Here is a 24,836-nt window from a genome sequence, read left to right on the forward strand (position 1 = left end):
GACGCGGCCCGCACCCTGCGCACCCTGCTGGCCTCCCCCCGGCGGCGGGCGGCGCTCGCCGCCCGCGCCTGGGCCACCGTCGACGGGCGCGGCCGGCAGCGGGTGGCCGGGACCGTCCTCACCCGGATCGCCGATCGTACGGGTGTGCTAAAACCCTGATAGGGTGCCGGTTATGCCGCAGGCCGCCTACCAGCCGTCGATGCTCGACCTCACCGAAGCCGGCCCGACGCTGACCCCGCTGGCCGGGCTGCGCCGCCGGGTGCTCACCCGGGGCGCCTGGGTCGACCACCTGCCCGGCTGGGTGCACGGCTCCGACACGGTCCTCGACACCCTGCGCACCGACGTCCCCTGGCGGGCCGAACGCCGCACCATGTACGACACGCAGGTCGACGTCCCCCGCCTGCTCTGCTGGTACGGCCCCGACCGCCCGCTGCCGCACCCGCTGCTCACCGCCGCCCGCACCGCGCTGAGCCGGCACTACGCCGCCGAACTGGGCGAGCCGTTCGTCACCGCCGGCATGTGCCTCTACCGCGACGGCCGGGACAGCGTCGCCTGGCACGGCGACACCCTCGGCCGTTCCGCGCACACCGACACGATGGTGGCGATCGTGTCGTTCGGCGCGCCCCGCCCGCTGCTGCTGCGCCCCCGGGGCGGCGGCGACACCCTGCGTTTCCCGCTCGGCCACGGCGACCTGGTGGTGATGGGCGGGTCCTGCCAGCGCACCTGGGAGCATGCCGTGCCCAAGACCACCCGCCCGGTCGGCCCCCGGGTCAGCGTCCAGTTCCGCCCCGTCGACGTCGCCTGACAGTGCCGACGGGGCGGCCGGTCGTCAGTCGCGTTCGATGAGGTGCCCGACGACGGTCGGGCCGAGCATGACGGCGAAACCGGACCCGTCGCGCCGCGGATCGGCCGGCGGCAGCTCCACCGGGTCACCGGTCGCCGTCGCGCCCACCGGCCGCGCGCCGATCCAGGCCACCACCAGATCCGTCTCACCCTTGAGGAACCGCTGCGCCCGTACCCCGCCGGTCGCCCTGCCCTTCGCCGGATACGACGCGAACGGCGTCACCTTGACCGTCGCCCCCGTCGAGGTGACCACCATCGGCTCCCCGTGCACGGCGTCGTCGGTGCGGACCGCGCCGAAGAACACCACCCGGGCACCCGCCGGCAGGCCGACCCCGGCCATCCCGCCACCCTTGAGCCCCTGCGGACGGACCAGGGCCGCCGCGAACCGCAGCAGCGACGCCTCACTGGTCACGAAGGCCAACGTCTCGCTGCCGTCGGCGAGCCAGGTGGCCCCCACCACCTCGTCGCCCGACCGCAGCGAGATCACCTCGAACTCGTCGGACCGCACCGGCCACTCCGGCGTGCACACCTTGACCACACCCTGCCGGGTGCCCACCGCCAGGCCCGGTGAGCCCTGCGCGGTCGGGCCGAGCGGGGCCAGCCCGATCACCGTCTCCCCCGCCGCCAGCGGGACCAGCTCGGCGGCGGCCATCCCGCCCCGCAGCGACACCGTGCCGGCCTGCTCGGGCAGCACCGGCAGCGGCAACACGTCGACCTTGAAGGCCCGGCCGGCGCTGGTGACCAGCAGCACCCGGCCCCGGGCCGTGGTGTGCACGACCGCGCGTACCGTGTCGTGCTTGACCCGGCCGTTGCGCCGACGCCCCTCGGACGCCTCCTCCGACTCGGCCGCCGTCCGGGCGACCAGCCCGGTCGCCGAGAGGATCACCTGACACGGGTCGTCGGCCACCTCCAACGGCCCGGCCGGCACCGACGCGGCCAGCACCTCCTTGAGGTCCCCGTCGACCAGGGTGGTCCGCCGCGGCCCGGAGAACTGCTTCACCACGGCGGCCAACTCGTCGGAGACGACCTTCCGGAGCACCTTCGGATCGTCGAGGATCTTCGACAGCGCGGCGATCTCCCCACGCAGCTTCTCCTGCTCGGCCTCCAGCTCGATCCGGTCGTACTTCGTCAACCGGCGCAGCGGGGTGTCCAGGATGTAGGTGGCCTGGATCTCGGAGAGCTTGAACTTCTGCATCAGGCCGTCCTTCGCGGCCTGGGCGTCCTCGCTGGCCCGGATCAGCTTGACCACCCGGTCGATGTCGAGCAGGGCGATCAGCAGACCGTCGACCAGGTGCAGCCGCTCCTCCCGCTTGCGCCGCCGGTACGCGCTGCGCCGGGTCACCACCTCGTAGCGGTGGGCCAGGAACACCTCCAGCAGCGCCTTCAGCCCGAGGGTGCGCGGCTGGCCGTCGACCAGCACCAGGTTGTTGATGCCGAAGGACTGCTCCAGCGGGGTGAGCCGGTAGAGGTCGGCCAGCAACGCCTGCGGGTTGACCCCGACCTTGCACTCGACGACCAGCCGGGTGCCGCTCTCCCGGTCGGTGAGGTCCTTGACGTCGGCGATGCCGGTGAGCCGCTTGGTCTTGTTGACCTCGTTGGTGATCGCCGCGATGACCTTCTCCGCGCCGACCCCGTACGGCAGCTCGACCACCGTGATCGCCTGCCGGCCCCGGCTGCCCTCCAGCGGGCCGATCTCGACCCGGCCGCGCATCCGCACCACACCGCGCCCGGTCTCGTACGCCCGGCGCACCTCGTCCAGGCCGAGCAGCAGGCCGCCGGTCGGCAGGTCGGGGCCGGGGACGAACTCCATCAGCTTGTCGAGGTCGGCGTCCGGGTGGTTGATCAGCCAGCGGGCGGCGGAGACCACCTCGCCGAGGTGGTGCGGGATCATGTTGGTGGCCATCCCGACCGCGATCCCGGACGCCCCGTTGACCAGCAGGTTGGGGAAGGCCGCCGGCAGCACGGTCGGCTGGGTCAGCGAGCCGTCGTAGTTGGGCTCGACGTCGACGGTGTCCTCGCCCAGCTCACCGACGAGCAGCATCGCCTCCCGGGATAGCCGGGCCTCGGTGTAGCGCGCGGCGGCCGGGCCGTCGTCCGGGGAACCGAAGTTGCCGTGCCCGTCGATCAGCGGCGCGTTCAGGGAGAAGTCCTGGGCGAGCCGGACCATCGCGTCGTAGATCGCCGTGTCGCCGTGCGGGTGGTACTTGCCCATCACGTCGCCGACGATCCGGGCGGACTTCACGTGCCCCCGGTCGGGGCGGTGGCCCTGCTCGTGCATCGACCACAGGATGCGCCGGTGCACCGGCTTGAGGCCGTCGCGGGCGTCGGGCAGGGCGCGGGAGTGGATGACCGAGAAGGCGTACTCCAGGTAGGAGTCGGAGACCTCGGTGACCAGCGGGTTGTCGAAGACCCGCGCGCCGGCCTGGTCGAAGGCGGACAGGTCCACCTTGGCGCGGTCGTCCTTACGGCGTGCCATCGTTCAGCTCTCTTTTCGGATGTACGGCGGCCACGGTGCTCATGCGTCGATCGCGTCGCGGTCGACCCGGTCGGAGGAGTCGATCAGCCAGTTGCGGCGCGGTTCGACCTTTTCGCCCATCAGCAGTTCGAGGATGCGCTCGGCGGCGTCGACGTCGTCGAGGGTGATCCGGCGGACCGCCCGGGTGGCCGGGTTCATCGTGGTCTCCCACAACTCGTCGGCGTCCATCTCACCGAGGCCCTTGAAGCGCGGGATCGGGGTGACGATCTGTTTGCCGGCCTTCTCCAGCTTGCGGACCGTCGCCTCCATCTCGGCCTGGGTGTAGGTGTAGGTGGTCTGCGGGTTGCGCCCCTTCGTGGTGATCTTGTGCAGCGGCGGCATCGCGGCGTAGAGCCGGCCGGCCTCGATCAGCGGTCGCATGTAGCGGGCGAACAGGGTAATCAGCAGGGTCCGGATGTGCGCGCCGTCCACGTCGGCGTCCGCCATGATCAGCACCCGGCCGTAGCGCAGCGAGGACAGGTCGAAGGTACGCCCCGAGCCGGCCCCGAGCACCTGCACGATCGCCGCGCACTCGGCGTTGTCGAGCACCTGCTGGAGGTTGGCCTTCTGCACGTTGAGGATCTTGCCGCGAATCGGCAGTAGCGCCTGGTATTCGGAGGTACGAGCGACCCGAGCACTGTTGTGGACGAAGACTCCGGCTTCGAGGGCGAAATTGTGGTAGCCGTCAACCGTCAGGTCGTAGACGTCCGCTGTCTCGTCAAGCGGCTCGACCGACACGACACGGTGGTTCACCAGATTGACCGCCTCTCGGAGGCGGGCGTAATCGCCGTCGTAAAACGCCAGGAGTCGGTCGAACCGGAGTCCCGTGCGTGCGGACCTCAGACGCTCGGTCTCGTACGCCGCAGCAAGCTCCGCATCCGGTAGCACCAGCAGCGGAGCGAGCCGCTTGAGCGCGGCCCGCCGCCTGCCCTCCTGTTGGCGACCGACACGCTCGCCCTTGGGCACGTTGGCCACGTAGGCCGCCCGACCGGCCTGCGCCTTGGCAAGGTGACCGGTGCCCGGGTCCGCCAACCGCTGCTTCATCAGACGTGAGTGACGGGCCCCGAATTCAGGGTTCTCCTCGTGCCAGGCCCGCACCGCGTTGCGCTGGCGTTCCCGCTCGGCAGGGTCACTGAACTGTTCGACGGTCTTTCGCGACCGCCAGGCACGCAGCTCGGAGTTGTCCCACTGCCGCACCGAACGCGCCCGCCAGGCGGAACGACGAGCAGGGTCCGCGAAGTAGTTCCGGACGCGCTCCGCAGCAGCCTCACGGTGCTCGGGCTGTGACCAGTACTGGGCCTGCCGGTCTCGCATCCGGTCGGCGTAGGCGGCCTTCTCCTCGTCATCGAGCGCGTTGTACCAGTCCTGGAATCCATTTTCCAGCTTGGCCCGAAACTCGGGTGACTCGTTGAGCGCGAACAGCCGGGCGAGACACGCCTCACGGAATGCGGGATCGCGCCACTGCGCGCTGAGCATGGCCGACTTGAACTCCCGGCCGCCGTTGGCAAACCACTCCCGCCAGCCCGCGTGGACGTGTTCGCCCATCATCGCGGCGTGCAGTGCTGAGTGGTCGGCCCAGGTCATCCGTTGAATGTTCCGCGGATCGTTGTTGCGCTTGTTGATGTCGATGTGGTGGCGGACGTTGCCGTTGGTGGCGCTGTCACGACCGTGACGGAGATTCCAGGCGTCGGCGAGGTAGTGGGTGTAGACCCACTCCTCCCGGTCGTTCATCCAGATCCGTTCGTATCCGTGCAGCTTGTGCCCCTCGGTCTTACTGGAAACGCTCCGGTACAGGGGCATGAGCGATTCACCGGGGACCAGGGCATCGGCCCGTCGGTAGGAACCGTCACGCAGCCGGAAGAGGTGATCCGGTGTGCAACGCACCGACGCGCCGTTGTCGAGCTGCACCCGGACCAGCCGGGCAGCTCTCTTGGTGAGGCGGGGCTCCACCAGAGGGGCGACCACCACGCGCCCCGCCTTGTTGGTGGTGTAGCCGAAATGGGTCACTCCCCGCTGCCAGTCCGCGGCCAGATCGGCAAAGGACCGGGCCTCGCCGGAGGCGAGCGCCACCATGGTGTCGCCGGTAAAACACCCGAGAGCGCTGTCCCCCTCCACGATGAACAGCTCGCTGCGGTCCACCCCGGTGGCGCGGCAGTCGACCAGTTTGGCCGGCATCGACGCGCCCTCCAGGGCGGTCTTGCGCCGGGCGGCGTCCTTCTGCTGCTTCTGGGTCAGCCGGACCCGGGCCGCGTCGACGATCTTCTGGAGCACCGTACGCGCCTCGGCCTTGCTGCGCCGGTCCTCCAGCCAGGCCTTGACGTGCTGCTCGACCAGGGTCTGGAGCACCTTGGTGATGCCGGCGGTGGAGAGTTCGTCCTTGGTCTGCGAGGTGAACTGCGGCTCGGGGATGCGCACGTGCACCACCGCCGTCATCCCCTCCAGGACGTCGTCCAGGGTGGGCGGGTCCTCCTTGGGCTTGAGCAGGCCCCGGGTGTTGCGGACGGCGTCGGCCAGGGTCCGGGTCAAGGCCCGCTCGAAGCCCCGGCGGTGGGTGCCGCCGTGGGCGTTGCGGATGGTGTTGGTGAAGCACTCGACGGTGCGCTCGTAGCCGGTGCCCCAGCGGAAGGCGATCTCGACCTCGGCCCGGCGCTGCACGTTGGACTGCATCACGCCGTTGGCGTCGGCGGCGTTCTCCCGGTACGTCCCCTCGCCGGTGACCAGCAGGGTGCCCGAGACCGGCCGGTCGCCGGCGGGGGCCAGGAACTCGACCATGTCGGTGAGCCCGTTGGGGTAGTGGAAGCGCTCCTCGACCGGCTCCTCGGCGGTCTCGTCGCGCAGCCGGTAGTCGACCCCGGGGACCAGGAAGGCGGTGTTGCGCAGCTTCATCCGGACGGCCTCGACGTCCAGCCGGGCGCCGGTCTCGAAGTAGCGGGCGTCGTGCCAGTAGCGGATCGAGGTGCCGGTGCGCTGGCCCCGTTTCATCGCCCCGACGACCTGCAGGCCGGGCCCGGGGGTGAACGGGGCGTCCGGGCCGTCGCCGGCGAAGACGCCGGGCACGCCGTGCCGGAAGGACATCGCGTGCACCTTGCCGCCGCGCCGGACGGTCACGTCGAACCGGCGGGACAGCGCGTTGACGGCGGAGGCGCCCACCCCGTGCAGGCCGCCGGAGGTCTTGTAGCCGGAGCCGCCGAACTTGCCGCCGGCGTGCAGCCGGGTGAGCACCAGCTCGACCCCGGAGATGCCGGACTTGGCGTGCACGTCGGTGGGGATGCCCCGGCCGTCGTCGTCGACCTGCACCGAGCCGTCGGCGTGCAGGATCACCTCGACCGTGCTGGCGTGACCGGCGACACCCTCGTCGGTGGAGTTGTCGAGGATCTCGTTGACGAGGTGACCCACGCCACGACTGTCGGTGGAGCCGATGTACATGCCGGGACGCTTGCGGACGGCGTCCAGGCCCTCCAGGTGGGTGAGGTCGTCTGCCCCGTAGAGGGTCTCAGGCTGTGCGGTCAACTGGTCGTACTCCCCGGTCTCGGCGGTGTGGTGCCGCTCACCGTCTCGATCTCCACGCGCGGCGTGCCGCAGCGAGCGTAGCCGTACGCCCCGACAGCGCCGTGCAGCCCCACGTCGGACGGCGGGTGCGCGTCCGCCGGGGACAACGCCGCCGGCGGTCGGGGCCTTCCCGGGCGGGGTGCGCGCCGGGCCGGAAACGACCGTTTCCGCCATTCGACGATCGTGTTAAGAGGCATTGACGTCCATCTCGCCAAGTGATCTGATCCGGCCGTGAAGGATCTTTCACATTTCCATGGACAGATGGGGGACGTCATGTCCAGGTTCCACCGTAGCGCCCTCGCGGCGCTGCTCACCGTCGCCGCGGCCGCCCTGCCGGTCGCGGCCGGCCCGCCCACGCCTGCCGTCGCCGCCCTGCCCACCGCCGCGGTCGCCCTCGGCGACAGCTTCATCAGCGGCGAGGGCGCGGGGGCGTACTCGTCGGTCACCGACCTCAACGGGGTGGCCCAGCCGTTCCCGGGCTGGTCGGCACCGAACAGCAACGCGTACTTCTGCCACCGCTCACCGAACGCCTCACTGTTCAAGGCGGACCTGCCGGGGATCGCCGCCCGGTTCAACCTGGCCTGCTCCGGCGGCCAGCCGTACGACATCGCCAACGCCTCGGCCAGCCGGGCCAAGGGCCGCCAGGTCGCCTCCCAACTCGACCAGTTGCGCGCGGTCGGGCAGACCCACGACATCGACCTGGTGCTGGTCGGCCTCGGCTCGAACAACAGCTCGTTCACCTTCGGCAGCGTCGCCGAGAAGTGCGCGAACCGGTTCATCGCCGACGCCTGGACCGGGTGGTGGGAGTTCTGGGCGTACCTGGGTGGGCCGGTGGAGCAGGAGCCCTGCTCGGACGCCGACCTGGCCACCTCCGCCCAGGTCGCCGCCGCGACGGCGGAGACCACGGCGGCGGTCCGGCAGATCCTGACCACGCTGGACCAGATCGACGCCGACGGCCAGCACCGGATCGTCTTCCAGGACTACACCAACCCGCTGCCGCCGGAGCTGGCCTCGACCTACTGGGAGGAGGACAGCCGGGACGACACCCGGGACAAGTTCCGTGACCTGGGGGCCGAGCGGTACGCCGCCGGTTGTCCGATCCACCGGGCCAGTCTCGCCCCCGGCCAGCGCTTCTCGCAGGGCCTGGGCACCCTGGTGAACTCGGTCCGCAGCACGCTGTCCGCCGAGTTCCCCGCCGCCGACCTGGTCTACCTCAACGTGCAGCGGGCCTTCGACGGGGCCCGGCTGTGCGAGTCGGCGGGCAGCCCCGGCAACGCGCTGGCCACCCCGATCCGGCTTCAGGACGGCACCTCGGGGGTCTTCGTGACCAGCCTGTCCGGTTACGACAAGCTGGACATCCAGCGGATCGCGAACACCTGCGGGACGTACTTCCAGACCTGCCAGGAGTCCTGGCACCCGAGCGCGGCCGGGCACCAGGTGCTGGGCCGGTGCCTGACCGGTGCGGCGGCGACCGGCGCCCGCGCGGTCTCCTGCGTCCGTTCGCCGGACGGGACGATCCAGGTCAGCTGAACCGGCGGCCGGTGGGGCGACCGTCCGGGTCGCCCCACCGGCCGACCGGTCCGCGCCCGCCGGTGCCGCTCAGGTCGCCGCCGGGGTGCGGGCCGCGGCCGGGCCGGGCACGGGGGTGAGCAGCAGGGCCGCCGCCGGGCCGCCGGCCAGCTCCCCCAGGGGCATCTCGTCGAGTACGGCGAGGAAGGCGGCCTGGGCGCGGCGGAGCTGGACCCGCAGGCGGCAGCCGGCGCGCAGGGCGCAGCCGGTCTCCTCGCAGGAGACCACCTCCCCCTCCCCCTCGAAGGCGCGTACGACCCGGCCGACGGTGATCCGTTCGGCCCCCTCGGCGAAGGCCACCCCGCCGGAGCGGCCCCGGACGGTGAACAGCACGCCGATGCGTTGGAGCCGCTGGACCACCTTGGCCACGTGGCTGCGGGGCAGGTCGAGTCGTTCGGCCAACTCGTCGACGGTGGTGCGGGTCGACGCGGGGGCGGTGAGCATGGCGATCCGCAGGGCCATGTCCGTCGCCAGGTTGAGCTTCACGGTCCGACCCTAGTCAGTGCCCCTGGTGGCGGACAGGGGCCGGGTGGCCGTGACCGACGCGCCGACGGGCCCGGGACTTTCGACCCTAAGAGGAATTTAAGATTCCTGTTTGAGTGGTCTCCGGTACCCATCTGGAGGAGGAGCCGTGCTCTCGGAGTCGTCAGCCGCCGTCGTCACCGCCACCCTGCCCGTGGTCCGGGCCCACGCCGACCGGATCACCGGCCGGTTCTACGCCCGGATGTTCGCCGCCCACCCGGAACTGCTGAACCTGTTCAACCGGGGCAACCAGGCGACCGGCCGGCAGCAGGCGGCGCTGGCCGCGTCCGTCGTCGCGTACGCCGGGCACCTCACCGGCGAGGACACGACCGGCTGGGCGGCGGTGCTGGAGCGCATCGCGCACAAGCACGCCTCGCTGGGTATCGCCGCCGGCCGGTACCCGCTGGTGGGCAGGCACCTGTTGGCCGCCGTCGGCGAGGTGCTGGGCGCGGCGGTCACCCCGCAGGTCGCCGCCGCCTGGGACGAGGTGTACTGGCTGATGGCCTGCGAACTCGTCGCCCGGGAGGCCCGGCTGTACGCGGCCACGGGGCTGCCCCACGGCGGGGTGGTCTGGCGCGACTGGCGGGTCACCGGGGTGACGCCGCAGGCCACCGACGTCGTCTCGGTCACCCTCGTCCCGGTCGACGGCGGCCCGGTGCCGGGCTTCGTCCCCGGCCAGTACGTCTCGGTCGCGGTGGACCTCGACGGCGGACGCGGACGGCAGATCCGGCAGTACAGCCTGTCCGGCCGTCCCGACGCCGACCACTGGCGGATCACCGTCAAGCGGGTACGCGGCACGGGTGGGGCCCCGGACGGGCTGGTCTCCGGTTTCCTGCACGACCACGTCGGCCCCGGCGACACCCTGCGGCTGAGCCCACCGTTCGGCGAGGTGAGCGCGGTGGCCGGTACGGGGCCGCTGCTGCTGGTCAGCGCCGGTATCGGGCTCACCCCGGCGATGTCGGCCCTGGCCCACCTGGCGGCGACCGCGCCGGACCGGCCGGTGGTGCTGGCCCACGCCGACCGGGACGGCGCCGCCCACGCCCACCGGGCCGACCTGGTCGAGCTGCACGCCCGGCTGCCCCGGCTGCGCCTGCGGCTCTGGTACGAGGAGATCACCGGCGACGACGCCCCGGCGTTGCCCGCCGAGGTGACCCGGGGCCTGCTCGACCCGGAGCTGATCCCGCTCTCCCCCGACGCGCACGTGCACCTGTGCGGTCCGCTGCCGTTCATGAACCGGGTCCGCGGCGGCCTGCTGCGCCGGGGCGTCCCGGTGGAGCGGATCGCCTACGAGGTGTTCGGTCCGGGGATGCTGCCCGAGGTGAGCTGAACACGGCCGGTCACGGGGCACGCAGGGCGTTCGGCCGGGCACGCAAAGTTGATGTTTACCGCCTCCGCGCTGGGCAACTGGTTCGGCATACCGGGCGGCGCGTGACGTCCGGGCGCCGACGCCGCGAGGGCGGCCGGGTGCCCGTCGCGCGCCCGGTGCGCGGGACCGGGTGATGACGCCGGCCGGAGCCGCCGCACCGGATTCCGCCTCGCCGGTGACCGGCCCACGGAGGAGGAAGCATGCGCATCGCGATGGTCTCGGGGCACGCCAGCCCGCTCGCCGTTCCCGGCGGACAGGATGCCGTGGGGCTGCACCTGCACGTCGCCGAGCAGGCGGCGGCGCTGGCCGCCGAGGGTCACGAGGTGCGGGTCTACACCCGGCGGGACGACGCCGGGCTGCCCGACACGGTGCCGACCGACGCGGGGTACCAGGTGTGGCACGTGCCCGCCGGTCCGGCCCGGCCGGTGCCGGCCGACGAACTCCTGCCCCACCTGGGCGAGTTCGGCCGCTGGCTGGCCGCGCACTGGCAGCAGGCCGGCTGGCGGCCGGACGTGGCGCACGCCCACTTCTGGCTGAGCGGCCTGGCGGCCGTGCACGCCGGCCGGCGTACCGGCACGCCCGTGGTGTTGACGTACCACGACCTGGGCAGCGCGTACCGCCGCCGCCCGGGTGGCCGGGAGCCGGCCGGCCGGGGGCGGGTCGGCTACGAGCGGGCGCTCGGGCGGGCCGTCGACCGGGTCGTCGTCCAGTCGCACGACGAGCTGGGGGAACTGGTCCGGCTCGGGGTGCCCCGGGCGAAGCTGGCGCTGGTGCCGTCCGGGGTGGACGAGCGGCTGTTCAGCCCGGCCGGGCCGGCCGCTCCACGGGTCCCGGGCCGGCCCCGGCTGCTCACCGTGGGTCCGCTGCACGAACGCCGGGGCGTGCAGGACGTCGTGCGGGCGCTGCCCGGGGTGCCCGGGGCCGAGTACGTGGTGGTCGGCGGGCCGCCTGCCGGGTCGTTGCCGGCCGACGACGTCGCCCGCCGGTTGACCGCGCTCGCCGGGTCCTGCGGTGTCGCCGACCGGGTCCGGCTGGTCGGCGCGGTGCCCCGCGAGGAGTTGGCGGCCTGGTACCGCTCCGCCGACGTCCTGGTCGCCGCCCCCTGGTACGAGCCGTTCGGCCGTAGCCCGCTGGAGGCGATGGCGTGCGGCGTCCCGGTGGTGGGCACGGCGGTCGGCGGGATCACCGACAGTGTGGTCGACGGGCTGACCGGGGACCTGCTGCCGCCGCGTGACCCCCGGGCGCTGGGCACCGCGATCCGCCGGCTGCTCGCCGACCGGGTGCGCCGCTTCGCGTACGCCACGGCGGCGCTGGACCGGGTGCGGGTGCGCTACTCCTTCCGGCACTGGGCCGAGCAGCTCGGCACCGTCTACGCCACGGTCAGCGGGGTCGGCCGGCTGGCCCCGGCGGCCGCCTGACCGGCCCCGGCGGCCCGGCCGGGCGGCGCGCGGGCCACTTATTACCGGCCGGTAGGATGGGCCGGTGAGCGGGGACGCGGAATACACGCAGGAGTTCGTCGACGTCGACGGGGCCCGGATCGGCATCCAGATCCATCCGGAGCCCGCCGGGGTGCCCGCCGCGCCGCTGGTGCTGATCTGCCCGGCGATGGGGGTCCGCGCCCGCTACTACCGTCCGTTCGCCGCCGCGCTGCGCGCCGCCGGCCTGGCCGTGGTCGTCGCCGACCTGCGTGGCACCGGGGTCAGCACGCCCCCGCCGTCGCGGGCCTGCCGGTACGGCTACCGCGAACTCGCCGCCGACGTCGGCGCGGTCCTCGACGCGCTCAAGCCCCGGCGGGACGGCCGGCCGACGCTGCTGCTCGGGCACTCCCTCGGCGGGCAGGCGGCCCTGCTGCACCTCGCCCTGCACGGCACCGGCCAGGTCGACGGGCTGGCCCTGCTCGCCGTCGGCATGCCGTACTGGCGCAGCTATCCGGGCCTACGCGGGTACGGCGTGCTGCCGTACAGCCAGGGGATCGCGGCGGTCGCCGGGACGCTCGGGGTCTGGCCGGGCTGGGGGTTCGGCGGCCGGCAGGCGCGCGGGGTGATCCGGGACTGGGCGCGCACCGCCCGCACCGGCCGCTTCCCCACCGTCGACGGGGTGGACGGCGACGCGGCGGTGGGCCGGCTGACCCTGCCGGTGCTGGCGGTCAGCGTGGACGACGACCAGTACACCCCGCACCCCATCGTCGACCACCTCTGCGCCAAGCTCACCGCCGCGCCGGTCACCCGGCACCGGTACACCGCGGCCGAGGCGGGGGCCCCGCTGGACCACTTCCGCTGGGTCCGGGCCGGCCTGCCGCTGAGCCGGCGGGTGGCCGACTTCGCAGCCGGTCTGCCCCGCCGCTGACCCCGGTGTCCGGTTCCGCACCGACCCGCCGGCAGCCGGGCGCGTAGCCCCCGGCGGGACGGGTATGCCGCTGCGCCCGAACACGGTGGAGGGGGATCAGATGTCGGAACGACACACCGCACTGCGCTCGATGCACGATCTCGGCCTGGCGGCCTGGTTCGGCGGCTCCCTGATGGGGGCGCTGGGCGTCAACGGAGCGGCGGCACGGATCAGCGACTCGACCCAACGGCTTCCGGTGGCCTCGGCCGGCTGGTCGCGGTGGACGCCGGTCAACGCGGCGGCGATCGGCGCGCACCTGGCCGGCGCGGTGGGTGAGCTGGCCACCGAGAGCCCCCGGATGATGGCCCAGTCCGGGGTGGGTCGGATGAGCGCGGTGAAGACGGCGTTGACCGTCAGCGCGCTCGCGGTCACCGGCTACAGCCGGTTGGTGGGCATGAAGTTGCAGAACGCCGGCAACCCGCCGGTGTCGGGAACCACCGAACCCAACTACCAGACGCCCGCCGAGGTGGCGCACCGGCAGCGCCAGATGAAGGTCCTCCAGTGGACCATTCCGGCGTTGACCGGGGCGTTGGTGGTGGTCACCGCGTACATGGGTGAGCAGCAGAAGCCGGGCCAGGTGTTCCGGGGGATGCTCGGGCGCGCCGGTGGGCTGATGGGCGCACCGATGACGATGGGCCGGTTGGCCGCGACGGGTGCCCGGCGACGGATGGCGATGGCCGGCTGACCGGCGGGCCGGGACCGGCCGGTACGGGGGCCGCCGACGACGCGGTCGGCGGGCCCCGTACCGGCGTGGTCAGTGGCCGGCCGCCGCCTTCGGGGTCACCCCGAGCAGTTCCGCCAGCCGGGCGGCGTCGCGCTGGGCCTGCCCCGCGCAACAGTTGTTGAACAGCACGTGCAGTTCGCCGGACCGGTCGGCCAGGTCGGTGAGCAGGTCGGCCCAGCGGCGCAGTTCGTCGTCGGCGTAGGCGTACCGGAACCGGTCCTCCTTGCTGCCGTGCTCCCAGTGCGCGCTGTGGCCGTGCATCCGGACCAGCACCGGCTCGGCCGTACCGATCATGATCGGGGGCACCGAGGACGGGTGCCCCTGCGGCATGTCCACGCAGACCAGGCTGAGGTCGTGGTCGCGCAGGAAGGTCACCGTCTCGGCCGCCGCCACACCGTCGAACCAGGACCCGTGGCGCAGCTCCACGGCGACCCGCCAGGGCCGGCACCGGTCGGCCAGCTCCGCGATCCGCCGCCGCGCGCCGTCCCCCCGCACCAGCCACGGCGGGAACTGCAACAGCACCGCGCCGAGCCGGTCGGCCGCCGCGAGCGGTGCCAGCGCCGCCCGGAACCGGGCCCACAGCTCGTCGTACGTCGCCTCGGGCAGGTCCCGGCGGCGGACCCGGGACGGCCCGGTGGCCGGTCGCAGGTCCCCCGGCAGCACCCGCACCGGTGTCGGGTGCCCGGTGAACAGGCTGAACGCCTTGACGTCGAAGGTGAAACCCGCCGGGGTGGCCGCCGCCCAACCGGCGGTGGTCTCCGGCACCGGGATGGCGTAGTACGAGGTGTCCACCTCGACCAGCCCGAACCGCCCGGCGTACCAGCCCAGCCGCTGGGCCGGGGTACGCACCGACCGGGGGTACCAGCCGGCGCGCAGCAGCGTCTGATCCGCCCAGGACGAGGTGCCCACCCTGATCGTTCCCATGTGGTCCAGTCCACCGCCCGGCGGTCGGATCGGCAACCGCTGGGGCGGACGCGCGCCGGTCCGCCCCGGCCGGGCGTCTGCGGTGTGGCGGGGCGGAAAGTGTCGGAGGGCGGCCATAGCGTGACCCCCGACGACATCGACCACGGAGGGTGGCGGGGATGACCACTTCGGAGCGGGTGCTCACCGGTGAACGGGCCGACCTGTTGCAGACCGTCGGCCTGCACCGCGGCTTCCTGCGGCACACCGTGCGCGGGTTGACCGACACGCAGGCGGCGGCCCGCAGCACCGCCAGCGAGCTGTGCCTGGGCGGCCTGATCAAGCACGTGACCATGGTGGAGCACCGGTGGGCGCGGTTCATGGTCGGCGGGGCCGAGGCGATGGAGAGCGAGCCGGTCGACTGGGTCGGCATGTTCCGGATGGCCGACGGCGACACCCTGACCGACCTGCTCGCCCGGTACGCCGAGACGGCGGCCCGCACCGACGAGCTGATCGCCACCCTCGACCTGGACGCGGTTCACCCGTTGCCGGAGGCACCCTGGTTCGAGCCGGGGGCGGCCTGGTCGGTGCGGCGGACCGTGCTGCACGTGATCGCCGAAACCGCCCAGCACGCCGGGCACGCCGACATCATCCGCGAGTCCATCGACGGCGCGAAGACGATGGGCTGAGCCCGACCGGTCACCGTGGGCGGTCGACGACGTAACGGGTCAGGCCGAGCAGGAACCGGCCGTCCTCGGTGCCGGCCCGGTCACCGAGGACGGCGCGCCCCTCGGCCAGCGCCGCCCCGGCCAGTTCCCGGGCGGCGCGGCGGGCCACCTCCACACTGTCGTACGCCGTCAGCCGGCGGTGCAGCCAGCGCACGTCGGCCGCCGTCCGGTCGGCGCGGGGGGTGCCGAGGAAGGCCACCGTCCGGTCCCGTTCCCCGGCGGTGCAGCGGGCGAGGAAGTCGATGAGGATCAGGGTGCGCTTGCCCTCCCACAGGTCACCGGCGATCTCCTTGCCGTAGGCGGCGTACTCCCCCACCAGGTTCAGCACGTCGTCGGTGATCTGGAAGGCCGCGCCGAGATACCAGCCGTAGCGGTCCAGCCGGTCGGGGCGCAGCCGCCCGCCGCCGGCCGCCAGCACGCCGGTGCGGCACGGGTAGATGCAGGTGTACCAGGACGTCTTCTTCAGGCACATCCGGTAGTAGTCGTCGGGGGTGAGATCGCAGGCGTTGTCCCTGATCCAGCCGATCTCGATGGCCTGGCCCTCCAGCGAGTGGCGCAGCATCAGCCGGGTCTGTTCGACCAGTTGCCAGGCGGTGCCGGAGCCGAGGCCGTTCCGGTTGGCCAGCAACCGGTCCAGGGCGAGCAGGTTGGTCATGTTGCCGACGTTGAGCGCCACGCCGACGCCGTACGCGGCGGGCAGGGTCGGTGCGCCCCGCCGCTGCTCGCTGCCGTCCTGGATGTCGTCGTGGATGAGGAAGGCGTTGTGGAACAACTCGACGGTGGTGGCCACGTTGACCGCCGCCTCGTCCGGTTCGCCGCCGTCCCCGGCGAGCCGGCACGCGGCCAGGCAGAGCGCCGCCCGCAGCCCCTTGCCGGAGCGGCGGGGATAGTCGGCGACCAGGTCGTAGAGGTAGCGGGGGCCGCCGGTGGGCAGGTGGGCGAGCAGGGTCGCCATGGTCCGCGCCCGGTAGCGGTCCAGCATCTCCTCGACCTGGTCGTCGATGCCCGGGACGGTCATCGGCTCAGGACACCGGGCCGGGCCCGCCGTCGGCCGCCGGGGCCCCCGCGTCCCGGTCGACGCGGACCGGGCCGGGGGTGGGTTCCGCCCCCTGCCGGGTCACCCGGTCGATCAGCCCGTTGGCCAGTTCCGGGGCGAGCCGGGCCAGGTCTAGCAGGCTGTCCAGCACGTCGTGGGCGTCGGCGGCGTAGCGGCGGGTCAGCTCGCCCCGGTCACCGGTGGTCGGCAACTGGGCGACCACCATGTCGATCAGCGCGTGGGTGTCCCTGCGGACCCGTCCGGCCACCTCGTCGAAGGCCGCCGGGTCGACCCGCCGGTCGGCGGTGAGTTTCTCCTGGAGCCGACGGGCGCTGTCGATGCCGGCGGACAGCTCCTCCTCCAGCACCGATGCCGCGCGGGTGACGGCCGCCGACATCTCGTCGCCGATCTGGTCGAAGCGTTCGTCACGGTGGGTGTCACGTTCGGGCATGGCGCCAACCTCCCTCAATGGGACCTGTCCAGCGGATTTTTACACCAGTGCATGCCGGACGGTCACGTACTGTAGGGATGCCGACCGGGTTCGCGTCGCCGCCACGCGGGTCGGGTGTGACCGGGGCCACGCCGGGCCCCGTCGGCGTGACGTCCCACCCCGTGCCGACGCTGAGGGACACGAGATGACCCGATACCGCCTGGATCAGGAAACCGCTGAGCGGCTGCTCAGCGGGGCGGTCGACGGGGCGACCGGTCCGGTCCGGCCGTTGGTGACACTGCTGAGCGCGGTGCGCGCCGCCGCGGCCCCGGCCGAGCTGCCCGGCGAGCCGGCGGCGATGTCGGCGTTCCGGGCCGCGCGGGCCGCCCTGGGCACCCCCGTCCCCGACCGGCCCGCCGCCGATCCGGCCGGACACCCGGGCGGGCCGCTGGACGGCAACGGCGTCCACCGGCCGACCCCCGACCGATGACCGCCGGGGCCGACGACCGTCGGGGCCGGCCGACGAACGCGGGCCCACGGCACACGTCCGCCGACCCATGGTCGATGACCACCGGCGCGCGACCCGCGACCGGGGGCCGACCACGGCCGGGGGACGGTGCCGGCGGGACTGGTAGCTTGCGCCGATGAGTCTGCGGCGTCGAGGCCTGGCGGTGGCCTTCCGGCTGGCGATCGTGATCGGTGTGCTGGCCGGGATCGTGCTCACCGCCCTCGGCCCGGCCACCGTCACCGGGCTGCTGCCGTACTTCACCATCCAGAGCAACCTGGCGGTCGGGCTCTTCGCCGGCTACGCCGCCTGGCAGGCCGCCCGGGGCCGGCCCGAACCGCCGTCGGCGCTCAAGGGTGCGGTGACCCTCTACATCACCATCACCGGCGTGGTCTACCACCTGGTGCTGGCGAACCCGGCCAGCCCGTTCGCGATGGCCCAGCCCGACCGGGCGCCGGGCGAGGCGGTGGGCAACCAGCTCCTGCACACCGTCGTGCCGCTGCTCGCCCTCGCCGACTGGACGCTGTTCGACCCGCGCGGCCGGCTACGCCCCCGGTACGCCGTCTGGTGGCTGGCGTTCCCGCTGGCGTACCTGGGGTTCGCCCTGGTACGCGGGCTGATCGTGCACCGCTACCCGTACCCGTTCGTCGACGCCGGACAGCTCGGCTACCTCGGCGTCACGGTCAGCGCGGTCTTCTTCGCCGTCGCCTTCTGGCTGCTCGGCCTGCTCTTCGTCGGCATCGACCGGGCCCTGTCCCGGTGGGTCACCCACCCGCCGGCCGACCCGGGCACCCCCGCGGAACCGGCCCCACCGCCGCCGGCCGGGCGGTCAGCGTAGCCGGGGGCGACGCCCCGGGCGGACGGCCGACCGGTCCCGGCCGTACGCGTCGGCCCGGCCCCACCGGCCGGGCACGTCGAGCAGCTCGATCCGGCCGAAACCGTCGGGCAGGGCCGGGTTCACCAGCAGGTTGTCGCCGCAGGGCCGCAGCCCGAGGATGGTGCCGAGCAGCATCAGCAGGGCCCCGGCCGACCACGACTGCGGGCGGCCGGCCATCGGCAGCTGCACCGGGTAGCCGGTGACCGCACGGGGATACCCGGCGATCACCTCCGGCACCGATCCCCCGACCAGGTCCGCCATCGCGAAGACGCCGTCGGCGACCCGGGCGGCCTCCCCGTCGTGGTGGTACCGCCGCAACCCGGCCGCGACCAGGGCGTTGTCCGACGGCCACACGGCACCCAGGTGCGCGCCCACCGGGTTGTACGCCAACTGCCCGTCGGCGAACGTGCGGACCCCGAAGCCGGAGAATAGCTGCGGCCCCACCAGGTGGGCGGCGAGGGCGGCGGACCGGTCCGCGGCGACGATCCCGCTCCACAGCAGGTGCCCGAGCTGGGACGTCAACGCCGCCACCGGTGTGCCGTCCGGCTCCAGGGCCGACGCGTAGTGCTCCTGGCGGGGCAGCCAGAAGTCCCGGTTGAACCGTTCCTTCAGCGCGGCGGCCTGCCGCTCCAGCAGGTCGGCGTACTCGGGCTCACCCCAGAACTCCCGGGCCAGGCGGGCCCCGCGCCGCTTCGCGTCGTAGGCGTAGCCCTGGAGTTCGCAGGTGGCCCTGGGCCCCACCGGGGCGCGGCCGTCGGCGTCCACGATCGCGTCCGGCGAGTTGCGCCAGCCCTGGTTGACCAGCCCGCCGCGGGTGTTGCGCCGCTGGTAACGCAGGTAGCCGTCGCCGGTCAGGTCGCCGTATTCGTCGATCCAGTCCAACGCCATCCGGGCCGGGTGACGCAACTGCCGGACCAGCGCGGCGTCGCCGGACCAGCGCTCGTACTCGTCGAGCAGGATCACGAACAGCGGGGTGGTGTCGGCCGCGCCGTAGTAGAGCCCGGTCGGCTGCTCGTCGAAGGCGGCCGCCTCGCCGTACCGCAGCTCGCCGAGGATCTTGCCGGGTTCCTCGTCGTGCTGGTCGTCGAGCCGGCCGCCCTGGAGCAGGGCGAGCATGCGCAGCGTGTTCGGGGCCAGTTCGGGGGTGAACGGCAGGGTCATCAGGCAGGTGATCAACGCGTCCCGGCCGTAGAGCGCCATCGCCCAGGGCAGGCCCCCCACCGGCACCCGCCCCGAGTACGCCAGCGGGACGTAGCGCAGCGCGGCCAGGTCGGTCAGCGCCTGCTCGTACACCGCCGGCAGCCGTTCCCGCTCGCTGACCAGCTGCGGCGCCCGGTCGAGCCAGTCGCTCAGGTCGTGCCGCATGTCGTGGCGTACCCGCAGCCGGTGCGACTCCAGGCTCTCCCGCAGGTCGTGCCCGCCCTCGCCCCGGATGGACATGCCGACGTGCAGGTCGGTGATCCACTTCCCGTGTGCCGGCACGGTGATCCGGTAGGTGAAGCCCCCCTCGTCGACGTCGGCCGGGGCGGTGCTGGAGACCGTCGCCTCCCGGGCGAACCGCTCCCGTTCGTAACGCAGCCGCAGCACCGCGTCGGACGGGGAGGCGACCGTGGTGACCCGCCGGGGCGTCGGGCTGCGGATCTCCGAGGTGTCGGCGAAGTCCGCGCCGACCTCCATCCGCACCACGAACTCGGCGGGCTCGGCGGAGTGGTTGAGCACGGTGAGCTGCTCGGTGAAGCTGTCGTCGATGGACCGGTGCCGGATCACCGACACGTCCGCGTCGACGTAGTGGCTCGCCGTGCCGGGGACCAGGAAGAACCGGGTCTCGAAGTAGGTCATGTCGTCGCGGGACAGGGCGTGCAGCCGTTGCCCGTCGATGGTGAGCACCCAGCGGGACAGGAACCGGGTGTCGAACGAGAACAACCCCACCGGCGTCCTCGGGTCCACCTCCATGTCGCCGTGCGCGTCGCTGACGGCGAAGGCGTTGCCGGCGATGACGTGGACCCGTTCCTCCCTCACCGGTGGCCGTCCCGCTCCCGGGCGGCCTCCCGGGGGTGCCGGGCGTCGGGCGGGCCGGGGAAGATCCGCCGCAGCATCATCAGCAGCCGCATGTTGCCCCGTACCGACAGGTCGTTGCGCAGCAGCGCGGTGGCGAGGTGGGTCCGGCCCGACGCCAACCGGTCGAAGACCTCCCGGTCGGCGCGGACGACCAGCTCGGCGTCGTCGGCGGACCGGGTGACCTCGACGTGCTGGTCGCGGATGGTCAGCCGCCAGTGCGCGGTGTGCCCGTCCTCGGCGGCGTCGAGGCGCAGCGTGCCGCTGGTCGTCTCCGGCAGGTCGGGCCGCCGGACCCCGTCCCACCGGTCCAGGAACTCCGCCACCGACGTCCCCACGGCTGCCCTCCCCCACCGGCGTGTCACGTGCCTGGTCAGCGTGCCGGCCGAGGGGGTGAGGCCGGCTCACCCGGACCGGACGAGATCGGGCAGGACGGACCGGACGGACCGGGCGGGACCGGTCAGGGTCGGAGCAGGCCCCGCAGGTAGGCGGCCTGGCCGACGTGCTGGAGAGCGTCGGCGGCGATGCTGACCAGCCGGACCCCGAGGGTCACCGGCGGGTCCCAGTTCTCGTCGACCACCCGGTCCAGGTCCGCCGGGCGCAACCCGGCCAGGAACGCCCGCGTCCGCTCCGCCACCGCCCGGTGGTAGTCGACGAGCGCCTGCGCGCTCTCCGGCCGGACCGTGGCGACCTGCTCCGGGGTGTGGCCGTAGCCGGTGTCGGCCGGGTCGGCGGGGAGCCCGAACCGGGCCGCCCGGTCACCGGCGACCCACACCTGCTCGGCCCCGAGCAGCTCGGCGACCTGCTGGTCCTGGATCCGGGTGAGGTGCCAGACCAGCCAGCCGACCGGGTTGGCCCCCGGACCGGGCCTCCGGCACAGCTCGTCGGGGCCGAGCCCGTCAACCGCCGCGTCCACCAGGTCGGGCAGTTGGTCGTAGATTCCGGTCAGCAGGTCGTCGACGTCCACCGGGGCCTCCTCGTAGCGGCGTACCCGATCGGGATACCGCAGCCGGCCCCCGGCAAACCGCCGCGCCGGATGATCCGGTGACCCGCGCGGGCGTGCCCCCGGGTCAGCGCGGCGGCTCGGGTCGGGTGATGGCCCAGCTACGGCCGTGCGGGTCGCGCAGCAGCACCTCGCGCGGCGTGCCGTTGGCGGCGCTGACCTGCGCGCCGGCCGCGATGGCGCGGCGCAGCACCGCGTCGGCGTCGGCGGAGGTGACGGTGAGCACCGGCAGCCCGGCGGCGGCCCCGGGCGGGTCGGCCCACTCGCTGACCGTGAACCGGTGGCCGTCGACGACGAGGTCGGCGGCGAGCACCCGCCCGTCGGGAAGGCACTCCTGCCGGTGCGGGACCGCACCGAAGACCCGGGTGTAGAACGCGATGGCGTCGGACGCGTCGGTGACCGTGAGGTGCGGCGCGGCTGGTGGGTGCTCGGAAGTCATGACGTCGATGCCACCTTCCCCGTCGCCCGGCGACGGAACCGTCTGGGTCGACGGTAGGCGGGCCGGCCGCCGCACCGGCACCCTTAACCGACCCCTGAACCGTCCCGACGGCAGGTCGTGGCCGCCGCGCCGGGACCCCGGTGGCGGAGCGTGGTGGGGGGTGGTGACGGGCCGGTCGCCGCACTAGCGTCGGCGGCACGGGGCCGCGCCGTGCCCCCGTGCGATCGACCGGAGGGGCGTGGAACGTGTCGCTGCTGGCCGCGATGTCACCGTCGGTGGACGACCGTCCGGATCTGGTCCGGGTGGGTGACCGGTCGCTGTCCCGGTCCCGGCTGCACGGGCTGACCACCGCCGTCGCCGACGACCTGCACGGCCTGGACCGGGTCGCGGTCGAGACCACCCCGACGCTGGAAACCGTGGTGGGGGTGGTGGGCGCGTTGCTGGCCGGCACGGCGGTGGTGCCCGTGCCGCCGGACGCCGGGCCCCGGGAGCGGGAGCACATCCTGCGCGACTCGGCGGCCCAGGCCCTGCTCGTGCCGGCGGGCACGGCCCCGGACGGCTCCCCGGCGGCGGACGGGTTGCCGGTCGTCCCGGTCGACCTGGGCCGGGTGTCGGCGACCACGCATCCGGAGCCCGGACCGGAGCGGACCGCCCTGATCCTCTACACCAGCGGGACGACCGGCGCGCCGAAGGGGGCGCTGCTGTCCCGGGGGGCGATCGCCACCTGCCTGGACGGGTTGGCCGACGCCTGGGCGTGGACGCCGGACGACCTGCTGGTGCACGGGCTGCCGCTGTTCCACGTGCACGGGCTGGTGCTCGGGGTGCTCGGGCCGTTGCGGGTCGGCGGCCGGCTGCACCACGTCGGCCGGCCGCAGCCCGAGCGGTACGCGGCGGCCGGCGGGACGCTCTACTTCGGCGTACCGACGATCTGGTCGCGGATCGCCGCGGCGCCGGCCTCCGCGCGGGCCCTGCGCGGCGCGCGGCTGCTGGTGTCGGGCAGCGCGGCGCTGCCCACGACGGTCTTCGACGATCTCACCGGGTTGACCGGGCACCGGGTCGTCGAGCGGTACGGGATGACGGAGACCCTGATCACGGTGAGCGCCCGCGCCGACGGCCCGCGCCGTCCGGGCGCGGTCGGCGTGCCGCTGCCCGGGGTACGCACCCGGATCATCGACGAGCAGGGCCGGGACCTGCCCACCGACGGTACGGCGATGGGCGAGCTGCTGGTCACCGGCCCGACCCTGTTCGACGGCTACCTGAACCGGCCGGACGCCGACGCGGCGAGCCGCACCGCCGACGGCTGGTTCCGCACCGGGGACGTCGCCACGATCGGCCCGGACGGTTGGCACCGCATCGTCGGCCGGGCGAGCACCGACCTGATCAAGAGCGGCGGGTACCGGATCGGGGCGGGTGAGGTGGAGGAGGCGCTGCTGGCCCATCCGGCGGTACGCGAGGCGGCCGTGGTGGGCCTGCCGCACCCGGACCTGGGGCAGCAGGTCACCGCGTACGTGGTCGGCGACGGGGTGACCGGGCCGGAGCTGGTGGACTTCGTCGCCCGGCAGTTGTCGGTGCACAAGCGGCCCCGGGAGGTCCGGCTGGTCGACGCCCTGCCCCGCAACGCGCTGGGCAAGGTGCAGAAGAAGCGCCTCGTCGAGGGGTGAGCCGTCAGACCTGCACGGGCGTCGGCCGCACCCGCCGCAGCCACGAGTCGGGGCGGGGGCGGGTCCGCCACTCCCGGGGGTAGCCGACGGAGACCTCCTCGAACCGCACCCCGTCGTGCCAGGTCACCCGGGGAATGTGCAGGTGCCCGTAGATCACCGCCGTGGCGTGGAAGCGGCGGTGCCAGTCGGCGGTGAGTTCGGTGCCGCACCACTGGGCGAACTCGGGGTAGCGCAGGATGTCGGTGGGCATCCGGACCAGCGGGTAGTGGTTGACCAGGATCTTCGGCACCGCCGGGTCGCCGCCGGCGAGCCGGGTCTCGGTCAGCGCCACCCGGGCCCGGCACCAGGCGTCCCGGCTCGGGTGCGGGTCGGGGTGCAGGAAGACCTCGTCGGCGCAGACCACCCCGGCGGCGTGGGCGCGGGCCAGGGCCTGTTCCTTGCTGGTGACGCCGGGCTCGCGGAACGAGTAGTCGTAGCCGACGAACAGCGGGGCGACCAGCAGCGGGCCGCCGGGCCCGGTCCAGACCGGGTAGTCGTCCTCGGGGGTGGTCACCCCCAGGTTCCGGCACTGCCGCACGATGGCCTGGTAGCGCTCCTCACCGCGCAACCGGACGGGGTCCTGGGAGTGGGTCCACAGCTCGTGGTTGCCGGGCGCCCAGATGACCTTGCCGAACCGTTCGCTGAGCAGCGTCAGCGCCCAGGTGACGTCGGCGAAGAGTTCGGCGACGTCCCCGGCGACGATCAGCCAGTCGCCGGCCGCGCGGGGCCACAGGCTCTCCACGATCTTGCGGTTCTCCGGGTACGCCACGTGCAGGTCGCTGACGGCGTAGATGCCGGCGTTCATCGGGTGTGGTCCCCTCGTTCGTCCGGGTCCGCACGGCGGGGTGCGGCTCCGGGTCGGCAGGTGCGGTCCGGCTCGGCTGGTGCGGTGCGGCTCGGGTTTCAGTGCGGTACGGCGACGACGGTCAGGGTCAGGCCGACGTCGTGCAGGTAGCGACCGTCGAAGTCCCGACCGCGACCGGGGACGAGGACGCGGGCGGTGAAGGTGCGGTCGGCCGGGCGCAGGACGATCCGGGCCTCGTCGAAGCCGAGGAAGATCCCGGTGATCGGGAACCACGCCTTGTAGAGGGACTCCTTGGCGCTGAACAGCAACCGGTCCCAGTGCGGTCCGGGGGCGTCGGTGGTCAGCCGGTCCACCATGGCGCGTTCCTCGGGCAGGGCGATCGCGTCGAGCACACCGTCGGGCAGGGCCGCGTCCGGTTCGGCGTCGATGCCGATGGCGCGTACGTCGGCCGCGCGGGCGACCACGGCGGCCCGGTAGCCGGCGCAGTGGGTGAGGCTGCCGACCACACCGGACGGCCAGACGGGTGCGCCACGGTCGCCGGTGAGCACCGGGGCGGGCGGTACGCCGAGGGCGCGCAGGGCCCGGCGGGCGCAGGTGCGGGCGGTGGTGAACTCCCGCTGCCGCTTCTCGACGGCGTGGGCCACCAGCGCGGCCTCCTCGGGGTGCAGCGGCTCGGTGTCGCTGTCGTCGAACGCCTCGACGGCGACGACGCCCGGCGGCGTGATCCGGTCGATCATGCGTCGGCCAGCGGCCGGATCGTCCAGGTGTCGCCGGTGTGGAGGAGGGTGGTGAGTTGTTGTTCGGGGGTGTCGGTGGTGGTGTTTTTGGCGGTGGTGATTTGGTGTTGGACGAGGGTGTCGTAGGTGGGGCGTTGGGTTTGGCGGA

Annotated in this window: 21 protein-coding genes and 3 pseudogenes; 10 read left to right on the forward strand and 14 right to left on the reverse strand. The window is 73.7% G+C overall.

The genetic code is table 11. The features are described from left to right. Nucleotides 1–172 precede the first annotated feature (172 nt). Nucleotides 173–805, forward strand: coding sequence for an alpha-ketoglutarate-dependent dioxygenase AlkB (locus H1A17_RS26940; protein ID WP_194823182.1), 633 nt, complete (start codon nucleotides 173–175; stop codon nucleotides 803–805). A 24-nt stretch (nucleotides 806–829) separates the two neighbouring features. On the opposite strand, the gene H1A17_RS26945 is transcribed toward H1A17_RS26940, so the two are convergent. The 4 genes and pseudogenes from H1A17_RS26945 to H1A17_RS35685 form a co-directional block, all read right to left on the reverse strand. Next, complete coding sequence (locus H1A17_RS26945; protein WP_145918717.1) at nucleotides 830–3,319, reverse strand: DNA topoisomerase (ATP-hydrolyzing) subunit A; 2,490 nt, start codon at nucleotides 3,317–3,319, stop codon at nucleotides 830–832. A gap of 39 nt (nucleotides 3,320–3,358) precedes the next feature. Then, a pseudogene (locus H1A17_RS35675) lies at nucleotides 3,359–3,997 on the reverse strand (toprim domain-containing protein); the annotation flags it as partial. A 6-nt stretch (nucleotides 3,998–4,003) separates the two neighbouring features. Further along, nucleotides 4,004–5,473 (reverse strand): annotated as a pseudogene (locus H1A17_RS35680) (DNA topoisomerase); the annotation flags it as partial. Beyond that, nucleotides 5,450–7,127 (reverse strand): annotated as a pseudogene (locus tag H1A17_RS35685) (ATP-binding protein); the annotation flags it as partial. The pseudogenes H1A17_RS35680 and H1A17_RS35685, both read right to left, overlap by 24 nt. Nucleotides 7,128–7,180: 53 nt before the next feature. Between H1A17_RS35685 and H1A17_RS26955 the strand changes: the two are divergent. Then, nucleotides 7,181–8,437, forward strand: a complete 1,257-nt coding sequence (locus H1A17_RS26955; protein ID WP_145918715.1) for a hypothetical protein — start codon at nucleotides 7,181–7,183, stop codon at nucleotides 8,435–8,437. Between the two features lie 69 nt (nucleotides 8,438–8,506). On the opposite strand, the gene H1A17_RS26960 is transcribed toward H1A17_RS26955, so the two are convergent. Then, nucleotides 8,507–8,962 carry an Rrf2 family transcriptional regulator gene (locus tag H1A17_RS26960; RefSeq protein WP_145918714.1) on the reverse strand — a complete coding sequence of 152 codons (456 nt, stop codon included), beginning with the start codon at nucleotides 8,960–8,962 and terminating at the stop codon, nucleotides 8,507–8,509. Between the two features lie 145 nt (nucleotides 8,963–9,107). On the opposite strand from H1A17_RS26960, the gene H1A17_RS26965 reads away from it, so the two are divergent. The 4 genes from H1A17_RS26965 (at nucleotide 9,108) to H1A17_RS26980 (ending at nucleotide 13,434) form a co-directional block, all read left to right on the forward strand. Then, on the forward strand, nucleotides 9,108–10,325 hold the full coding sequence (locus H1A17_RS26965) for a globin domain-containing protein (RefSeq protein WP_194823184.1): 1,218 nt from the start codon (nucleotides 9,108–9,110) through the stop codon (nucleotides 10,323–10,325). Between the two features lie 239 nt (nucleotides 10,326–10,564). After that, on the forward strand, nucleotides 10,565–11,782 hold the full coding sequence (locus H1A17_RS26970; RefSeq protein ID WP_145918712.1) for a glycosyltransferase: 1,218 nt from the start codon (nucleotides 10,565–10,567) through the stop codon (nucleotides 11,780–11,782). Between the two features lie 64 nt (nucleotides 11,783–11,846). Then, complete coding sequence (locus tag H1A17_RS26975; protein WP_194823185.1) at nucleotides 11,847–12,710, forward strand: alpha/beta fold hydrolase; 864 nt, start codon at nucleotides 11,847–11,849, stop codon at nucleotides 12,708–12,710. 100 nt (nucleotides 12,711–12,810) lie between these two features. Beyond that, nucleotides 12,811–13,434, forward strand: coding sequence for a hypothetical protein (locus tag H1A17_RS26980; protein WP_145918710.1), 624 nt, complete (start codon nucleotides 12,811–12,813; stop codon nucleotides 13,432–13,434). 69 nt (nucleotides 13,435–13,503) lie between these two features. On the opposite strand, the gene H1A17_RS26985 is transcribed toward H1A17_RS26980, so the two are convergent. After that, nucleotides 13,504–14,397, reverse strand: a complete 894-nt coding sequence (locus H1A17_RS26985; RefSeq protein ID WP_194823186.1) for a DUF72 domain-containing protein — start codon at nucleotides 14,395–14,397, stop codon at nucleotides 13,504–13,506. A 158-nt stretch (nucleotides 14,398–14,555) separates the two neighbouring features. Between H1A17_RS26985 and H1A17_RS26990 the strand changes: the two genes are divergently transcribed. Next, a complete protein-coding gene (locus tag H1A17_RS26990; protein WP_145918708.1) occupies nucleotides 14,556–15,062 on the forward strand; it encodes a DinB family protein in 507 nt (168 codons plus the stop codon). Nucleotides 15,063–15,072: 10 nt separating this feature from the next. On the opposite strand, the gene H1A17_RS26995 is transcribed toward H1A17_RS26990, so the two are convergent. Both H1A17_RS26995 and H1A17_RS27000 read right to left on the reverse strand, forming a co-directional pair. Continuing rightward, the gene (locus H1A17_RS26995; RefSeq protein WP_145918707.1) at nucleotides 15,073–16,119 is read right to left on the reverse strand and encodes a polyprenyl synthetase family protein; all 1,047 of its coding nucleotides are present in this window, start codon (nucleotides 16,117–16,119) and stop codon (nucleotides 15,073–15,075) included. A gap of 4 nt (nucleotides 16,120–16,123) precedes the next feature. Beyond that, nucleotides 16,124–16,588 (reverse strand): hypothetical protein, encoded by a 465-nt coding sequence (locus H1A17_RS27000; protein ID WP_194823187.1) that lies wholly within the window; start codon nucleotides 16,586–16,588, stop codon nucleotides 16,124–16,126. Nucleotides 16,589–16,772: 184 nt separating this feature from the next. On the opposite strand from H1A17_RS27000, the gene H1A17_RS27005 reads away from it, so the two are divergent. Together H1A17_RS27005 and H1A17_RS27010 are read left to right on the forward strand one after the other, a co-directional pair. Beyond that, on the forward strand, nucleotides 16,773–17,057 hold the full coding sequence (locus H1A17_RS27005; RefSeq protein WP_145918706.1) for a hypothetical protein: 285 nt from the start codon (nucleotides 16,773–16,775) through the stop codon (nucleotides 17,055–17,057). 154 nt (nucleotides 17,058–17,211) lie between these two features. Further along, nucleotides 17,212–17,910: a Pr6Pr family membrane protein gene (locus H1A17_RS27010; RefSeq protein ID WP_194823188.1), complete on the forward strand. Its 699-nt coding sequence runs from the start codon at nucleotides 17,212–17,214 to the stop codon at nucleotides 17,908–17,910. Here H1A17_RS27010 and H1A17_RS27015 read toward each other — a convergent pair. From H1A17_RS27015 to H1A17_RS27030, 4 genes are all read right to left on the reverse strand, one after another. Further along, the gene (locus H1A17_RS27015; RefSeq protein ID WP_194823189.1) at nucleotides 17,902–19,968 is read right to left on the reverse strand and encodes a glycogen debranching N-terminal domain-containing protein; all 2,067 of its coding nucleotides are present in this window, start codon (nucleotides 19,966–19,968) and stop codon (nucleotides 17,902–17,904) included. The genes H1A17_RS27010 and H1A17_RS27015 overlap by 9 nt on opposite strands. After that, nucleotides 19,965–20,342 carry an SCP2 sterol-binding domain-containing protein gene (locus H1A17_RS27020; RefSeq protein WP_194823190.1) on the reverse strand — a complete coding sequence of 126 codons (378 nt, stop codon included), beginning with the start codon at nucleotides 20,340–20,342 and terminating at the stop codon, nucleotides 19,965–19,967. The genes H1A17_RS27015 and H1A17_RS27020 overlap by 4 nt, the downstream gene beginning before the upstream one ends. Before the next feature lie 122 nt (nucleotides 20,343–20,464). After that, the gene (locus H1A17_RS27025) at nucleotides 20,465–20,971 is read right to left on the reverse strand and encodes a DinB family protein (RefSeq protein WP_145918704.1); all 507 of its coding nucleotides are present in this window, start codon (nucleotides 20,969–20,971) and stop codon (nucleotides 20,465–20,467) included. A gap of 103 nt (nucleotides 20,972–21,074) precedes the next feature. After that, a complete protein-coding gene (locus H1A17_RS27030; RefSeq protein WP_194823191.1) occupies nucleotides 21,075–21,446 on the reverse strand; it encodes a glyoxalase/bleomycin resistance/extradiol dioxygenase family protein in 372 nt (123 codons plus the stop codon). Nucleotides 21,447–21,709: 263 nt separating this feature from the next. Between H1A17_RS27030 and H1A17_RS27035 the strand changes: the two genes are divergently transcribed. Further along, a complete protein-coding gene (locus H1A17_RS27035; RefSeq protein ID WP_228544315.1) occupies nucleotides 21,710–23,107 on the forward strand; it encodes an acyl-CoA synthetase in 1,398 nt (465 codons plus the stop codon). Nucleotides 23,108–23,111: 4 nt separating this feature from the next. On the opposite strand, the gene H1A17_RS27040 is transcribed toward H1A17_RS27035, so the two are convergent. Next, nucleotides 23,112–23,951, reverse strand: coding sequence for a metallophosphoesterase (locus H1A17_RS27040; protein WP_145918702.1), 840 nt, complete (start codon nucleotides 23,949–23,951; stop codon nucleotides 23,112–23,114). A 98-nt stretch (nucleotides 23,952–24,049) separates the two neighbouring features. Beyond that, entirely contained in the window at nucleotides 24,050–24,688 is a 639-nt protein-coding gene (locus H1A17_RS27045; RefSeq protein ID WP_145918701.1) for a 4'-phosphopantetheinyl transferase, read from the reverse strand. Between the last annotated feature and the right edge of the window lie 148 nt (nucleotides 24,689–24,836).

The organism is Micromonospora sp. S-DT3-3-22 (genome assembly GCF_015354745.1).
Taxonomy (GTDB): Bacteria; Actinomycetota; Actinomycetes; order Mycobacteriales; family Micromonosporaceae; genus Micromonospora; species Micromonospora wenchangensis.

Coding starts and splice junctions, on each gene's coding strand:
- H1A17_RS27000 (WP_194823187.1), bottom strand. CDS start 16,588: ATGCCCGAACGTGACACCCACCGTGACGAACGCTTCGACCAGATCGGC.
- H1A17_RS26955 (WP_145918715.1), top strand. CDS start 7,181: ATGTCCAGGTTCCACCGTAGCGCCCTCGCGGCGCTGCTCACCGTCGCC.
- H1A17_RS27030 (WP_194823191.1), bottom strand. CDS start 21,446: ATGACTTCCGAGCACCCACCAGCCGCGCCGCACCTCACGGTCACCGAC.
- H1A17_RS27035 (WP_228544315.1), top strand. CDS start 21,710: ATGTCACCGTCGGTGGACGACCGTCCGGATCTGGTCCGGGTGGGTGAC.
- H1A17_RS27045 (WP_145918701.1), bottom strand. CDS start 24,688: ATGATCGACCGGATCACGCCGCCGGGCGTCGTCGCCGTCGAGGCGTTC.
- H1A17_RS26990 (WP_145918708.1), top strand. CDS start 14,556: ATGACCACTTCGGAGCGGGTGCTCACCGGTGAACGGGCCGACCTGTTG.
- H1A17_RS27005 (WP_145918706.1), top strand. CDS start 16,773: ATGACCCGATACCGCCTGGATCAGGAAACCGCTGAGCGGCTGCTCAGC.
- H1A17_RS26970 (WP_145918712.1), top strand. CDS start 10,565: ATGCGCATCGCGATGGTCTCGGGGCACGCCAGCCCGCTCGCCGTTCCC.
- H1A17_RS27010 (WP_194823188.1), top strand. CDS start 17,212: ATGAGTCTGCGGCGTCGAGGCCTGGCGGTGGCCTTCCGGCTGGCGATC.
- H1A17_RS26985 (WP_194823186.1), bottom strand. CDS start 14,397: ATGGGAACGATCAGGGTGGGCACCTCGTCCTGGGCGGATCAGACGCTG.
- H1A17_RS26940 (WP_194823182.1), top strand. CDS start 173: ATGCCGCAGGCCGCCTACCAGCCGTCGATGCTCGACCTCACCGAAGCC.
- H1A17_RS26945 (WP_145918717.1), bottom strand. CDS start 3,319: ATGGCACGCCGTAAGGACGACCGCGCCAAGGTGGACCTGTCCGCCTTC.
- H1A17_RS27040 (WP_145918702.1), bottom strand. CDS start 23,951: ATGAACGCCGGCATCTACGCCGTCAGCGACCTGCACGTGGCGTACCCG.
- H1A17_RS26995 (WP_145918707.1), bottom strand. CDS start 16,119: ATGACCGTCCCGGGCATCGACGACCAGGTCGAGGAGATGCTGGACCGC.
- H1A17_RS26980 (WP_145918710.1), top strand. CDS start 12,811: ATGTCGGAACGACACACCGCACTGCGCTCGATGCACGATCTCGGCCTG.